Here is a 13,371-nt window from a genome sequence, read left to right as displayed (position 1 = left end):
CGTTTCACGCTATCGTCCGACAACACACTCTCCCGGCCGGCGCGCGGGCACCGGCGTTGCATTCAGGCCGGCACTATAAGCGGTGTGGCGGCGGCATACCACCGCACACGGGCATCCGGCCAAAAGCGTTTCGGCCTCAAAGCGCCTCGGCGATGCGGACGACGGTTTCGCGACCGGGCACGTCGTCGAGCAGGGCGTCGATCCGGCGGTTCAGCACCGGGTGGACGATGTCGGCGGCGATGTCGGCCAGCGGACAGAGGACGAAGGCGCGCTCCGCCATGCGGGGATGGGGGATTTCCAGCTCCGGCTCGGCCACCACCCGGTCGGCGTAGAGCAGGATGTCGATGTCGATGGGCCGCGGGCCGAAGCGCAGGCCGCCGAGATCGCGGCCCAGCGACTCCTCGATCTCCTTGAGGATGCGCAGCAGGGCCACCGGCTCCAGGCGGGTGGTGCCGCGCACTGCCATGTTCAGGAAGGCCGGCTGGTCGGTCACATACATCGGCGCCGTCTCGTACAGGGCGGACTGCGCGTCGATCTCCACCGCTGCGCCCAACCGCCGGATCGCTTCGGCGAGATTGGCCGCGCGGTCGCCCAGATTGCCGCCGAGCGCGAGATGGACCGTCACGGCGGCGGCGGAGGGCAGGGAGGGGGGCGTAAGCTCGGCCATGGCGTCGACGGTCCCGATATGCTGGTATGGACAGGGACGGGACTCCTAGCAAATCCAACCCGTCCGTCACTTCCGGGCCGCCGGCCCCTGTTCGGGAACGGACGGGCGGTGGCAGGGTTTCAGCATCATATCAACCGGTTGAGAAGAATCCGGCGATGACACGATATTCTGGTGGAGGACGAGAGATGGCCAAGGCAAGGACTGTTGGCGCTGCGATGATCCTTCTCGGCGGCACCGCCGTCATCCTTGCCGGCTGCGCCACCGGCCCCGATCCCGAGGTGGCGCGCCGTGCCCAGACCGCCATGATCGGCATGCCCAAGGACGAACTGCTGGCCTGCGCCGGCGTGCCGGATCGTCAGGCGACGGCGGCAGGGCGCGAATACTACACCTATGTCGCCCGGCCGGCGGTGGCCTACAGCCCCGGCAGCAGCATTGGCATCGGGGCCGGCAGCTTCGGCGGCAGCGGCGGGGTGGGACTCGGCCTCGGCTTCGGCGTGCCGGTCGGCGGCGGCACCTCGCCCGGATGCGAGGCGACGATGGTGATCGGTCCGCGCGGCACGGTGGAGCAGATCAGCTATCCGGCCGGGGCCTCGCTGTCCGCCTGTACACCGATCGTCAGCACCTGCATGGCGCCGCCCGCGCCCTAAGACTTTGAGATGAGGCGGCCGGGGCTGTCGCCGCGCCCGGTTATGCCATATTCTCAATCATAACCCCGGCCATAGCCGGGGCACAGAGACGCCCGCAAAGGGCCGCATCAGGGTTGCCACAGGGTTGGAGGAACCACGAACCATGGATATGAGCGGAAGCCACCGGATCGAGGCCAGCCGCGACGCGGTGTGGGCGGCGCTGAACGATCCGGACATCCTGCGCCAGTGTATCCCTGGCTGCGAGGAGGTGGTCCGGCAGTCCGACACCGAGATGTCGGCCAAGGTCGTCGCCAAGGTCGGCCCGGTCAGCGCCAAATTCGCCGGCAAGGTCACCCTGTCGGATCTGGACCCGCCCAACGGCTATACCATCACCGGCGAAGGGTCGGGCGGTGCCGCCGGCTTCGGCAAGGGCGGAGCCACCGTGACCTTGGCCGACGATGGCGGCGCCACGTTGCTGAGCTATACCGCCAAGGCCCAGGTCGGCGGCAAGCTGGCGCAGATCGGTTCCCGGCTGGTCGACGCCACTGCCCGCAAGATGGCCGAGGAGTTCTTCGCCCGCTTCACCCAGATCGTCGGTCCCGCACCGGCTGAAGCGGCCCCGGCTGACGCGGCGGTTGCTATCGAAGCGGTTCCCCAGCCCGCCGCCCAGCCCGCCGCCCCTGCGGCGAAACCCGCGACCCGTTTGGCGGAACCGACGCCGGAGATCCCGGTGCCGCTGCCGGTCGGGCGCAGGGCGGGGGCCGGAGGCGGCAATTTTTACGTGCCCTGGGCAGCACTTCTCGTGGTTGTGGTGCTGCTCGTATCGCTTGCCTGGGCAAGTTAGCATGGCCAATTGTTCATTGGTCGTACGGCTGCATCAAAGGGGTTTGACACCCTTTTGGAATGTGTATGCTGCCGCGCGATTCCGGTCGGCGCCGCCGGCCGGTGGATCCATCGGAAGGGAAGCCGAAGAATGAAGAAGCTGTTGATGGGCGTTGCCGCCATCGCCGCGGTCGTGATGGGTGCCGGTGCCGCCCAGGCGGCCGATGCCGCCGCCGGCAAGGAAGTGTTCAAGGTCTGCATGGCCTGCCACACCGCTGAGCAGGGCAAGAACAAGGTCGGCCCCTCGCTGTTCGGCATCGTCGGCCGTCCGGCCGCCTCGATCGAGGGCTTCAAGTATTCCGCCCCGATGAAGGAAAAGGGTGCCGCCGGTCACGTCTGGACCGCCGAGAACCTGGATGCCTACATCAAGGCGCCGAAGGAAATCGTTCCGGGCGGCACGATGGCCTTTGCCGGCCTGAAGGACGACACCAAGCGCGCCGACCTGATCGCCTTCCTGTCTGAGCAGAAGTAAGACCGCTTCCCCTCCGGTCCGGCGGCCCGGGGGGCAGTGCTGACGGCGAAAGGGCCGGTGGCGATGCCACCGGCCCCTTGCTTTTGAGCATAGTCCTTTGGTTCCGAGTCTCAGCCGGCTGCTGCCAGGCTCTTGCTGGCGACCTCGTAGACGTCCGGCGACAGGCCCGACGTGACGACGATCCGCTGCAATTCGGCCTTCATCAGTCCCTGGCGGGCCGCGTCATAGCGCCGCAGGCGGGAGAAGGGACCCATCAGACGGGCCGCAACCTGCGGGTTCATCGGGTCCAGGCGCAACACCTGATCAGCGAGGAAACGATAGCCGGCACCGCTCGCATCATGGAAGCGGACCGGGTTGCCGTTGGCGAAACCGCCGATCAGCGCATAGACCTTGTTCGGGTTCCGGATCTCGAAGGCCGGATGGCCGAGCAGGGCGGTCACGCGGGCCAGCGTGTCGTCGCGGTGCGACATCGCCTGGACGCTGAACCACTTGTCGACGACCAGAGCTTCGCCCTTCCAGCGCTCGTAGAAGTCGGCCAGCGCCTTTTCCCCTTCCGGCGAGGTGGTGTTGGACAGGAATTGCAGCGCCGCGATCTCGTCGGTCATGCCCTTGGCGGTGTTGTACTGCGTCAGGCACAGATCCAGCGCCTCATCCTCCTCCAGAGCCATCAGATAGGCGAGGCAGAGGTTCTTCAGCGACCGTTTGCCGATGGCCTCTGCATCGACCGAGAAGGGCTCCTGGCTGCTGTTGCGGCGGTAGAGGTCGAGGAAACGCTCGCGGAGCCGCCCGGCCAGCGTCTTGCGCGCGAATTCCCGCACCGTGTGGATGGCGTCGGGATCGACCACCGGCATCTGCGTGCCGAGATAGGCCTCCGTCGGCAGCACCAGCGCCTGGGCGGCGAAGGCGCGGTCGCGCTCCGCATCCTCCAGGATTTTGGCGAAGGCGTCGGCATAGCCCTCCGGCAGCACCAGTTCGCGGCCTGCCTGCCGGTCGGCGACGAGGCCGAGCAGGATGCGTGTGCCGAGAATCTGCCCGGCCTCCCACCGGTTGAAGGCGTCGCTGTCGTGCGCCATCAGGAAGGTGAGGTCGGCGTCGGTCAGGTCGGTCTTCAGCTTCACCGGGGCGGAGAAACCACGCAACAGCGACGGCACCGGCCGGGCCGGGATGTCGCGGAAGGTGAAGCTCTGGCTGTCCGCCGTGACAGGCAGGATGCGGCTGGTGCCGGCAGCCTCTTCCTCGCCGTCGAGACGCAACGGCAGGTCCTGCCCGTCCGGGCCGAGCAGGCCGACCACCAGCGGGATGTGCATCGGCTGCTTGGTCGGCTGGCCTGGCGTCGGCGGCACCGTCTGCCTGACCGTCAGGGTGAAGGTCTTGGTCGCCGGGTCGTGGCTGCCGGCGATGTCGAGTTCCGGCGTGCCGGCCTGCCGGTACCACAGCTGGAACTGGGTCAGGTCGACGCCGCTGGCATCGGCCATTGCGGCGACGAAATCGTCGCAGGTCACCGCCTGCCCGTCATGGCGCTGGAAATAGAGATCGGTTCCCTTGCGGTACTTCTCCGGACCCAGCAGGGTGTGGATCATGCGGATGACTTCCGCACCCTTGTTGTAGACGGTGGGGGTGTAGAAGTTGTTGATCTCGACATAGCTGTCCGGGCGCACCGGATGGGCCATGGCGCCGGCATCCTCCTGGAACTGTACGGTGCGCAGCCCCTGGACGTCGGCGATGCGCTTCACCGCGCGGGAATGCATGTCGGACGAGAATTCCTGGTCGCGGAAGACGGTCAGCCCTTCCTTCAGCGACAGTTGGAACCAGTCGCGGCAGGTGACGCGGTTGCCGGTCCAGTTGTGGAAATACTCATGCGCGACCACCGCTTCGATGTTGAGGAAATCGGTGTCGGTCGCGGTCTCCGGCTTCGCCAGGATGTATTTTGTGTTGAAGACGTTGAGCGACTTGTTTTCCATCGCCCCCATGTTGAAGTCGCCGACCGCGACGATGTTGAAGATGTCGAGGTCGTATTCCAGCCCATAGACCTCTTCATCCCAGCGCATCGACTTGATCAGCGAGCGCATGGCGTGGTCGATCTTGTCCTCGTTCCCCGGCTCGACATAGATGCGCAGGGTGACGTCGCGGCCCGAGGCGGTGCGGAAGCGGTCCTCGCCATGGACGAGATTGCCGGCGACCAGCGCGAACAGATAGCAGGGCTTGGGGAAGGGATCCTCCCAGCGCGCCCAATGGCGCCCGCCCTCCAGATCGCCGGACTCGGCCAGATTGCCGTTGGACAGCAGTACCGGATAGCGCGCCTTGTCCGCAGTGATGGTGGTGCTGTAGCGCGCCATCACGTCCGGCCGGTCGGCGAAATAGGTGATCTTGCGGAAGCCCTCGGCCTCGCACTGGGTGCAGAAATTGCCGGAGGACTTATAGAGTCCTTCCAGCGCGGTATTCTCCTGCGGCTTGATGCGGACGACGGTCTCCAGCGTATAGCTGGCCGGCACCTCCGGCACGATCAGGTGATCGGGGGTGACCGTGTAGTCGTCCGGCCCGAGAGTGCGGCCATCCAGCGCCACCGACACCAGATCCAGCCTCTGTCCGTCGAGCGACAGCGGCTCCGTCGCCGCCTCCGGCCGCTCGGGGTTGCGGCGGATCGCGAGCACCGCGCGTACGGTGGTGACATCCTCACCCAGGTCGACGAACAGGTCGACCGTGTCGATCAGATGCGCCGGCGGGCGATAGTCCTGAAGCCGGATGGCCTTCGGCGTGCCTTTGTCCATGTGCCTTGTCTCTGGTCTGTGTCTGTCTTGCGGATCAAGCCGTTCGGGACAGGTCCGAGGGACAAGGACTGTAGCAAGGCGGCGGCGGGCTGTCGCCAGTGGGAATTGGGGGTGGGCAGCCGGATCGGTTTCGGGGTCGGTGCGGACCAGCAAGGCATGCAGCCCTTTCCGCCTGCAAGTTCACAGGCAGTGTTGCTGGGCGGTAGCACCCGGGGGTCAGGCCTTCAGCGACAGGTCCTCAGGCTTATCCTGATAATCCTGCATCGTCTTCAATACCGTCGACAGCCGCTTGTACAGGTCGGCATTGCCGAGTTTCTGTGCCAAAGCCATGCCGTCTTCGGTCCTTTGCATGAAATCCACCTGTCTTCCATTGTCGAGGGTCAGTTCATCGCTGCCTGCGATGTTGCTGACGCTCATGCTGACATAGGTCGTGCTTTCGTCGAAAGACATCTCGCCGCTGCGAAGCTTGGCGTTCATCCAGTCGAACAGGCCTTTGTGCGTCATATGGGTGAAATCGGGTTTGCTCGCAGCGGCATCGGCACGCAGGTCGGTTGTCCCGCTGCTGGCGGACGTCCCAGTGGTGGCTGACATGGCGTCGGCGAAGGATAAGGGCGTGTCCTTGTCGGTTCGCCGGTTGGATGTCGGAGCCATATTGGAGATGTTGGCCCCTACGCTGGAAATATTCATACTACCGCTCCCGTGGCTCTCCTGTCTGGACGTTTGCAAAGCAACAGTCATGCCAATCTTGGGTTGCGAGGTTTTTCCAAGATTTTCATGGCTTTGGCACCATGCTGGTGGATGCGCCTGCTGGGTCGATGTGGGGGGCATGGGAATTTGTTGCCGAGATAGGGTAATTTTATGCCGATATGACGGAAAGCCTTGCCGGCGGTCTGCCTGTCCTTTCCGCGCCTGGTAACGCCAGATGCGAGAGCGTCTTCAAGCGATCCGTAGAAAAGGGGCTTATGTCTACAAATGTCCGCTGACTCCGGCGTCAACCCGGTGGAAAATGTATGAAGGGAATTCTCGTAAAAAGAAAAGTCCCAGAAAATTCAGTGGCTGGACAATTCGCGTCGACACCGAGATCTGCGAAGCACGGCTGGCGAGCCGGATTGTAAGCCGTGCCGCAGTGCTGAATGTTCGAGCGGACCTTCGGATGGATGACACGCTCAAGACGTCTTGTCTGCGAATACGAATCCAGGATCGATGTCTCCGATGGCATATCCGATTCGCCATGGCAAGCGTCGTACTTCGACCAGTCTGCCCTTAAATCGGCTGTCAAACAGGAGCCAAACGGGCTCTTACACGTACGATTCAGGATCTGCCTCTTGATTTAGTAAATATGAAACTTGTTTGTAAAAATTGATATTAGCAGCACGGCATTCAGACAAAGCGGTAGGGAAAGCGCGCACTCGATCTAGATTTGATTCCCATTTTTGTGGCTCACAAAAAGCCGGAGGGTGTTTTAATCCGTAAAATTTCGAGTTGAAAGGAAAGGCAAGAACTTCCTTCCCAAGGAGTGTTGCCCAATAAGCGCCATGATATGAATTTGTGATAATTATCCGGCATGATGCCAGAAACCGTACGGCGCTCTCAATGTCGTTGCCGTCGTTAGAGGATTTTGGAAAATAGTCAATGTTGATCGGTATCCTCTTGTGCTCAAATACACCAATGTCGTGGACGGTTTCGTAAGCAACGTCGAAAGCAGGGTGCATACAACTCACACAAGGCACCCAGCAATGTTGTGTTCCGAAATCACGAATACCAAGTAGGTCAAAGTCGTCAATGAACGGCGATGGTGGCCCTTCGTACGGTGCAACAAATCCATTTTCAATATCTGCGCTCATTCCCTGGCCAACTCCCCATCCGATGACGATGCGGCGATGTCCTGACGCAGTTGGTTCGAACACCCGTCGGACGTGGGATTCGAAGAAAGGCATCATCAGACAGCCACCGCCTAGGATGACCCTGCGCGGCAGGTCATGGCTCTGTACACTAAGTATGTCGCAGGCATTCCTGCTGCCGAATGGGAAATATCGGCCAGGTGGACAGTACCAATCCCCCACATTTGTGGGGTCGGCGCGAAATACATGGATGAGATCGTGAACGCTCATTTGCCACCGTTCCAGAGTGCAGGCAGGTATATAGACTGGCAGTCTTGCAGCATGCATTTAACTGCTGAAAGCCATTGGACATCGGTCGCTGGTCGCGGGCAGGTTGAATGTTGTCCTCTGCGGATAATAAAGAAAATCCAATCGGATTTGACGCTCTGAACAGTGCGACATGTCTCTAGATAACACTTATAATCGTCGCCAGCATCGAGGTCTGTATCGAAGCGAATTCGAGCGGCCGTCTGTGCTTGAACAAAGTGACCAATTCGCAAAGAGAGAGTCGGGTGGATGGAGACAAGGGTTGGGAAATCGTAGATAGAATCAGGCTGCCCTGGCCGGCACATGGCATTGAATCTGTCGTCAGATGATATATGTGTCGTCATGTTATATCGAACAAATTCAAATCGAAGACCAAACTTGTAAAGTAAATTTACGGTGTTCAAAAAATCCGTTCAGATTCATTCAGGCAGCCAAATCAATGGCGGGCTTCGTCGAAGCGGCAGGCTTGCGACGGCGAGCATATATTGTGCCGCAGGAAGTGTCGATCCGCGCTACGTAATCGTAAACTCTACCCCAACGCCAACCATTTTCAAGTTGACTCAATTCTGTTGGTGGAAAGTGGAAAATTGCAGAAAGATGGCGGATGGGGTGGGATTCGAACCCACGGTAGGCTCGCACCTACGGCGGTTTTCAAGACCGCTGCCTTAAACCACTCGGCCACCCATCCTGCACAGCCCACGGAATTAACGAATGCGCTGCAGTGGGTCAAGTGTCGCGCGCAGGGTCCTGCGATTTGCCTTTCAGTTCCGGATCGGGCGGCCCAGCGTACGCAGGCGGCGGGTCGGTTTCGGCGGGCTGGGACTGTCGGAAAAGTCGGGCAGGCTGGGGGCGCGGGCGATGATCTTGCGGATCATCTCGGCCGTGGCGTCCAGATCGTCCAAAGTCTCCGGCGCCACGCGGTCGGCATAGCGGGGGCCCAGCAGACGGGCGCGGGTCTGGTCGATGCTGCGCAATTCCGGTTCGAACAATTCGCGCGCCCCCATGGGCAGTACCTGATCGTCGCGCATGCCGGAGAAATAATTGCGCATCGTCCGTGCCAGCATGCGGCTCAGCAGAAGATCCATGCGCTCGAACTCGGCGCGCAGGTCGCTGAGACGCGACTCGTCGACGCCCTGCAGATGCTCCTCGGTCAGGGCGAACAGCGCGCGGATTTCCTCCACCTTGCGGCGGAAGTCGAGGAAGGAGGCGAAGCGGTCGTCGCCCATGTCGCGCTGCGCACGCTCGGCAAGCCGGGACGCTTCGGTCGCCTGACGTTCCAATGCCGCCAGAAGAGACTTTACCCGGTCCCGGTTGATGTCGCGCCCCCACGCCATGCCCGCTCTACGCTCCCCCGGTGACCACGGCTGCCCGGTCGTCGGCCGGACGGCGCGGTCATCGTAGAAGCGAAACTTTTAACAAAATGCTTTTATCACAGACTTTCCACGTCCGGCGCTTCCGCACCGGTCAGGCGTCCCGCAGCTCCAGGATCACCGGGGTGTGGTCGGACGCCTTCTCCAGCCCGCGCGGGCCGCGGTCGATGGTGCAGCCGGCCAGACGGTCGGCGGCCTGCGGGGACAGCAGGAAATGGTCGATGCGCAGGCCGTTGTCGCGCGGCCAGCTGCCGGCCTGATAATCCCAGAATGTATAGGCGCGGTCGTCGTCATGCAGGGCGCGGTAGGCCTCGGTCAGGCCGAGATTCAGCAGGGCGCGGAACTTGGCCCGCGACTCCGGGCGGAACAGCGCGTCGCCGGCGAAGGCCTGCGGCGAGAAAACGTCGCGCGCCTCGGGGATGATGTTGTAGTCGCCCCCCAGCACCACCGGGATTTCCTGGGCCAGCAGGCTGCTGGCATGGTCGTACAGCCGGTCCATCCAGCGCAGCTTGTAGGCGAACTTCTCGCCCGGAGCCGGATTGCCGTTGGGCAGGTAGAGCGAGGCGATGCGCACGCCGGACACGGTGGCCTCGACATAGCGGGCCTGCTCGTCCTCCGGCTCGCCCGGCAGGCGGGTCAGCATCTTCTCCGCCGGTGCCTTCGACAGCAAGGCGACGCCGTTGTAGGCCTTCTGACCGACCGCATTGACGTGATAGCCGAGCTCCTCGAACGCCGCGGTCGGGAAGGCGGCGGTCTCACATTTGATTTCCTGGAAGAGCACGACGTCCGGGGACGCCGTGCGCAGCCAGTTGGTAATCAGCGGAAGGCGGGCCTTCGCCGAGTTGACGTTCCAGGTGGCGATCTTCACGAAACAGGCCTGCCTTCTTTTCTTGTTTTTTCAGTGTCAGACAGCGAAGGAATTGCCGCAGCCGCAGGATGCGGTGGCGTTCGGATTCTTGATCTGGAAGGCGGCGCCCATCAGATCCTCGACATAATCGAGCGTCGCGCCGGCCAGCAGGTCGAGCGAGGCGTCGTCGGTGACCACCTTGGTGCCGTCCTTCTCGAAGACATGATCCTCGTCGGTCGCGGTCTCGTCGAAGCTGAAGCCGTACTGGAAGCCGGAACAGCCGCCGCCGGACACGGTCAGGCGCAGCATCAGGTTGGGATTGCCCTCCTGCTCGATCAGGAAGGCGACTCGCCTGGCGGCGCTTTCGCTGACGCCGAGGACGCGGGTGTCGGTGGGGAGTGCGGTGTCGGGCATGGGGTGGCCCCTCTGGTGCGGTGCGGGAGTTACCATAAATGTAAGGGGGATCGCCGGCTTCGTCAAAGTGTGGGCACCGTTGCGCCAAACCGTTGCGCTTCTGGCACGCTCTGCTCCCCGTTGGCCCCGGGGCCGGGACATAGCACGCCTTCGCCGTTGCACCTGCGTTTCCCCGCCGGTAGTGTCCACCCCATGACGGCGGACTGTTCCCATGATCGGCTGGCTCCCTATGGCTGCAACCCGGCGGACACGCGCGGGCGGCTGGTGGCGGAGCCGGAAAGCCCGACGCGCTCGTGCTTCCAGCGCGACCGCGACCGCATCGTGCATTCCGGGGCCTTCCGCCGGCTGAAGCACAAGACGCAGGTTTTCGTCTATCACGAGGGCGACTATTACCGCACCCGGCTGACCCACAGCCTGGAGGTGGCGCAGATCGCCCGCTCGATCAGCCGCACGCTGGGCCTGAACGAGGATCTGGCGGAGGCGGTGGCGCTGGCCCACGACTTCGGCCACACCCCCTTCGGCCATGCCGGGGAAGAGGCGTTGAATGGCTGCATGGAGCCGTTCGGCGGCTTTGCCCACAACGACCACACCCTGCGCATCCTGACGCGGCTGGAACGGCGCTATGCCGAATTCGACGGGCTGAACCTGACCTGGGAAGCGCTGGAGGGGGTGGTCAAGCACAACGGGCCGCTGCTGCCGTTGCGTCCCGGCCATCGCCTGTCGACCACCATCGCCGCCTTCCAGGGCGTCTGGGATCTGGAGCTGCACACCAATCCGGGGGCCGAGGCGCAGGTGGCCGCGCTGGCCGACGACATCGCCTACAACAACCACGACATCGACGACGGTCTGCGCGCCGGGCTGTTCACGGTGGACGAGGTGGCGGAGCTGCCGCTGGTCGGTCCGCTGGTGCGAGAGGTCTGCGACCGCTATCCGGGACTGGAGCGCTCGCGCCTGATCCATGAGACGATCCGGCGGATGATCAACGCCATGGTCGTCGATCTGGTGACGGAGACGCGGCGGCGGCTGGCGGAGCACAGGCCGGGCAGTGCGGCCGAGCTGCGCGCCCTGCCGGTGGCGATGGTCAGCTTTTCCAAAGAGATGCTGGAGGTGCAGCGGCCGCTGCGCGCCTTCCTGCGCCAGCGCATGTACCGGCACTATCGCGTGAACCGCGAGATGAGCAAGTGCAAGCGCGTGGTGCGCGCCCTGTTCCAGCTGTTCATGGACGAGCCCAACACCCTGCCGACCGAATGGCAGCGCGATATCGCCAGGAATGGGGGGAATGCCGATCTTGCTGTGCGTGCCCGCCATGTGGCCGATTATATCGCCGGCATGACCGACCGCTATGCGCTGGCCGAACATGACCGGCTGTTCGACCTGCATGTGAAGACCTGAGCCGTCAGGCTCCTGTGACCTCCTGAAAAGACGACCTGAGACGATGAATATTTTCAAGGCCTTCGAGACCGATATTCGCAAGCTGCTGGAAGAGCTGGCCGCCGAGGGTGCCATCCCCTCAGGGCTGGACGGCAGCCGTCTGACGGTCGAGCCCCCGCGCGAGGCCTCGCACGGCGACCTGTCCACCAACGCCGCGATGATCCTGGCGAAGCCGGCGAAGATGGCGCCGCGCGCGCTGGCGGAGCTGCTGGTCGCCAAGCTGAAGAGCCGTGCCGACGTGGCGTCGGTCGAGATCGCCGGTCCGGGCTTCGTCAATCTGCGCCTGACGCCGGACGTCTGGCGCGACCGCATCCGCGACGTGCTGACCGCCGGCACCGCCTATGGCGACAGCGAGCTGGGCGGCAGGACCCCGGTCAATGTGGAGTATGTGTCGGCCAACCCGACCGGCCCGCTGCACGCCGCCCATGGCCGTGGCGCCGTGTTCGGCGACGCGCTGGCCGCGCTGCTGCAGAAGGCTGGCTATGCGGTCACCCGCGAATACTACATCAACGATGCGGGCGCGCAGGTCGACGTGCTGGGCCGCTCAACCTTCATCCGCTACCGCGAGGCACTGGGCGAGGAAGTCGGTGAGATCCCGGCCGGCCTCTATCCCGGCGAGTACCTGAAGGAGGTCGGCCAGGCGCTGGCGGAGCGTGACGGCAACCGCTGGGTCGGTACCGACGAGTCCGAATGGCTTCCGGCCTGCCGCGACTTCGCCATCGGTATGATCATGGACTGGATCCGTGAGGATCTCGGCGCGCTCGGCGTGACGATGGACGTCTACAGCAGCGAACGCGCCCTGGTGACGGCAGGCGCCGTCCAGACGGCGCTGGCGGCGCTGGAGGACCGCGGCCTGATCTACACCGGCGTGCTGGAGCCGCCGAAGGGCAAGAAGCCTGACGATTGGGAGCCGCGGCCGCAGACCCTGTTCAAGTCCAGCGATTTCGGCGACGACGTCGACCGGCCGCTGAAGAAGTCCGACGGCTCCTTCACCTATTTTGCCAACGACATCGCCTATCACTATGACAAGTACCGGCGCGGTGCGGCGTCGCTGATCGACGTGCTGGGGGCCGACCATGGCGGCTATGTCAAGCGCATGCAGGCGGCGACGCGGGCGATCTCCGGCGGCGCGGCCGAGCTGGACGTGAAGCTCTGCCAGCTGGTCCACCTGATGCAGAACGGCCAGCCGGTGAAGATGTCCAAACGCGCCGGCACCTTCGTGACGCTGCGCGACGTCATCGATCAGGTCGGCAAGGACGTGGTCCGCTTCATCATGCTGACCCGCCGCAACGACCAGACGCTGGACTTCGACTTCGCCAAGGTGACGGAGCAGTCGAAGGACAACCCGGTCTTCTACGTGCAGTACGCCCACGCCCGCTGCCGCTCGGTCCTGCGGCATGCCGCGACGGCCCTGCCGCAGCTGGACCAGACGCCGGCCGCGCTCGCCGCCGCGGCGAATCTGGCGCGCCTGGACAGCGAGGAGGAGATGGCGCTGGCCAAGCGCATGGCCACCTGGCCGCGCGTGGTCGAGGCGGCGGCGGAGGCGCATGAGCCGCACCGCATCGCCTTCTTCCTCTACGATCTCGCCAGCGATTCCACGCGCTGTGGAACCGGGGCCGCGACGATGCCTCTCTGCGCTTCCTGATCGAGGGCGATGCTGAATTGACGACGGCCCGTCTGGCGCTGATCGCCGCGGTGGCGACGGTCATCGCCTCGGGCCTGACGGTGATGGGTGTCGAGCCGGTGG

General features: G+C 63.9%; 11 protein-coding genes, 1 tRNA gene and 2 pseudogenes. 6 read left to right on the top strand and 8 right to left on the bottom strand.

The features are described 5' to 3' along the window. Positions 1 to 136: 136 nt before the first annotated feature. On the bottom strand, positions 137 to 667 hold the full coding sequence (folK, locus tag I71_RS30975; RefSeq protein WP_042703393.1) for a 2-amino-4-hydroxy-6-hydroxymethyldihydropteridine diphosphokinase: 531 nt from the start codon (positions 665 to 667) through the stop codon (positions 137 to 139). A 185-nt stretch (positions 668 to 852) separates the two neighbouring features. On the opposite strand from folK, the gene I71_RS30970 reads away from it, so the two are divergent. The 3 genes from I71_RS30970 to I71_RS30960 all read left to right on the top strand — a co-directional run bounded on the left by I71_RS30970 (position 853) and on the right by I71_RS30960 (position 2,647). Then, positions 853 to 1,314 (top strand): hypothetical protein, encoded by a 462-nt coding sequence (locus I71_RS30970; protein WP_042703392.1) that lies wholly within the window; start codon positions 853 to 855, stop codon positions 1,312 to 1,314. Between the two features lie 142 nt (positions 1,315 to 1,456). Further along, positions 1,457 to 2,137, top strand: a complete 681-nt coding sequence (locus I71_RS30965) for a carbon monoxide dehydrogenase subunit G (RefSeq protein WP_042703390.1) — start codon at positions 1,457 to 1,459, stop codon at positions 2,135 to 2,137. Between the two features lie 129 nt (positions 2,138 to 2,266). Continuing rightward, positions 2,267 to 2,647 (top strand): cytochrome c family protein, encoded by a 381-nt coding sequence (locus tag I71_RS30960; RefSeq protein ID WP_042703388.1) that lies wholly within the window; start codon positions 2,267 to 2,269, stop codon positions 2,645 to 2,647. Between the two features lie 110 nt (positions 2,648 to 2,757). Here I71_RS30960 and pepN read toward each other — a convergent pair whose 3' ends face one another. Both pepN and I71_RS30950 read right to left on the bottom strand, forming a co-directional pair. Then, positions 2,758 to 5,415 carry an aminopeptidase N gene (gene pepN, locus I71_RS30955; protein WP_042703386.1) on the bottom strand — a complete coding sequence of 886 codons (2,658 nt, stop codon included), beginning with the start codon at positions 5,413 to 5,415 and terminating at the stop codon, positions 2,758 to 2,760. Positions 5,416 to 5,631: 216 nt separating this feature from the next. Further along, positions 5,632 to 6,102: a hypothetical protein gene (locus I71_RS30950; protein ID WP_042703384.1), complete on the bottom strand. Its 471-nt coding sequence runs from the start codon at positions 6,100 to 6,102 to the stop codon at positions 5,632 to 5,634. 452 nt (positions 6,103 to 6,554) lie between these two features. On the opposite strand from I71_RS30950, the pseudogene I71_RS40315 reads away from it, so the two are divergent. Further along, positions 6,555 to 6,635: pseudogene (locus I71_RS40315) on the top strand (IS5/IS1182 family transposase); the annotation flags it as partial. A 78-nt stretch (positions 6,636 to 6,713) separates the two neighbouring features. Here the strand turns inward: I71_RS40315 and I71_RS37935 are convergent. The 5 genes from I71_RS37935 to erpA all read right to left on the bottom strand — a co-directional run bounded on the left by I71_RS37935 (position 6,714) and on the right by erpA (position 10,193). Beyond that, positions 6,714 to 7,526 (bottom strand): polysaccharide pyruvyl transferase family protein, encoded by an 813-nt coding sequence (locus I71_RS37935; protein WP_148294416.1) that lies wholly within the window; start codon positions 7,524 to 7,526, stop codon positions 6,714 to 6,716. 634 nt (positions 7,527 to 8,160) lie between these two features. After that, positions 8,161 to 8,250, bottom strand: a tRNA-Ser gene (locus I71_RS30945). Positions 8,251 to 8,323: 73 nt separating this feature from the next. After that, complete coding sequence (locus I71_RS30940; RefSeq protein WP_042703383.1) at positions 8,324 to 8,896, bottom strand: hypothetical protein; 573 nt, start codon at positions 8,894 to 8,896, stop codon at positions 8,324 to 8,326. Between the two features lie 130 nt (positions 8,897 to 9,026). After that, entirely contained in the window at positions 9,027 to 9,800 is a 774-nt protein-coding gene (gene xth / locus I71_RS30935; protein ID WP_042703381.1) for an exodeoxyribonuclease III, read from the bottom strand. Between the two features lie 36 nt (positions 9,801 to 9,836). Further along, the gene (gene erpA, locus I71_RS30930; protein ID WP_042703379.1) at positions 9,837 to 10,193 is read right to left on the bottom strand and encodes an iron-sulfur cluster insertion protein ErpA; all 357 of its coding nucleotides are present in this window, start codon (positions 10,191 to 10,193) and stop codon (positions 9,837 to 9,839) included. A gap of 192 nt (positions 10,194 to 10,385) precedes the next feature. On the opposite strand from erpA, the gene I71_RS30925 reads away from it, so the two are divergent. Then, the gene (locus I71_RS30925) at positions 10,386 to 11,585 is read left to right on the top strand and encodes a deoxyguanosinetriphosphate triphosphohydrolase (RefSeq protein ID WP_042703377.1); all 1,200 of its coding nucleotides are present in this window, start codon (positions 10,386 to 10,388) and stop codon (positions 11,583 to 11,585) included. Positions 11,586 to 11,628: 43 nt separating this feature from the next. Next, positions 11,629 to 13,371 (top strand): annotated as a pseudogene (gene argS, locus I71_RS30920) (arginine--tRNA ligase); the annotation flags it as partial.

The sequence above is a fragment of the Azospirillum sp. B506 genome (assembly GCF_000333595.1).
Taxonomy (GTDB): Bacteria; Pseudomonadota; Alphaproteobacteria; order Azospirillales; family Azospirillaceae; genus Azospirillum.
The sequence above is the reverse complement of the archived record's forward strand: the minus strand, read 5'-3'. Positions and strand labels throughout refer to the sequence as shown.

What these genes read in the sequence shown, in the direction of transcription:
- folK (WP_042703393.1), bottom strand. Translation starts at nt 667, where the DNA reads ATGGCCGAGCTTACGCCCCCCTCCCTGCCCTCCGCCGCCGCCGTGACG.
- I71_RS30970 (WP_042703392.1), top strand. Translation starts at nt 853, where the DNA reads ATGGCCAAGGCAAGGACTGTTGGCGCTGCGATGATCCTTCTCGGCGGC.
- I71_RS30965 (WP_042703390.1), top strand. Translation starts at nt 1,457, where the DNA reads ATGGATATGAGCGGAAGCCACCGGATCGAGGCCAGCCGCGACGCGGTG.
- I71_RS30960 (WP_042703388.1), top strand. Translation starts at nt 2,267, where the DNA reads ATGAAGAAGCTGTTGATGGGCGTTGCCGCCATCGCCGCGGTCGTGATG.
- pepN (WP_042703386.1), bottom strand. Translation starts at nt 5,415, where the DNA reads ATGGACAAAGGCACGCCGAAGGCCATCCGGCTTCAGGACTATCGCCCG.
- I71_RS30950 (WP_042703384.1), bottom strand. Translation starts at nt 6,102, where the DNA reads ATGAATATTTCCAGCGTAGGGGCCAACATCTCCAATATGGCTCCGACA.
- I71_RS37935 (WP_148294416.1), bottom strand. Translation starts at nt 7,526, where the DNA reads ATGAGCGTTCACGATCTCATCCATGTATTTCGCGCCGACCCCACAAAT.
- I71_RS30940 (WP_042703383.1), bottom strand. Translation starts at nt 8,896, where the DNA reads ATGGCGTGGGGGCGCGACATCAACCGGGACCGGGTAAAGTCTCTTCTG.
- erpA (WP_042703379.1), bottom strand. Translation starts at nt 10,193, where the DNA reads ATGCCCGACACCGCACTCCCCACCGACACCCGCGTCCTCGGCGTCAGC.
- I71_RS30925 (WP_042703377.1), top strand. Translation starts at nt 10,386, where the DNA reads ATGACGGCGGACTGTTCCCATGATCGGCTGGCTCCCTATGGCTGCAAC.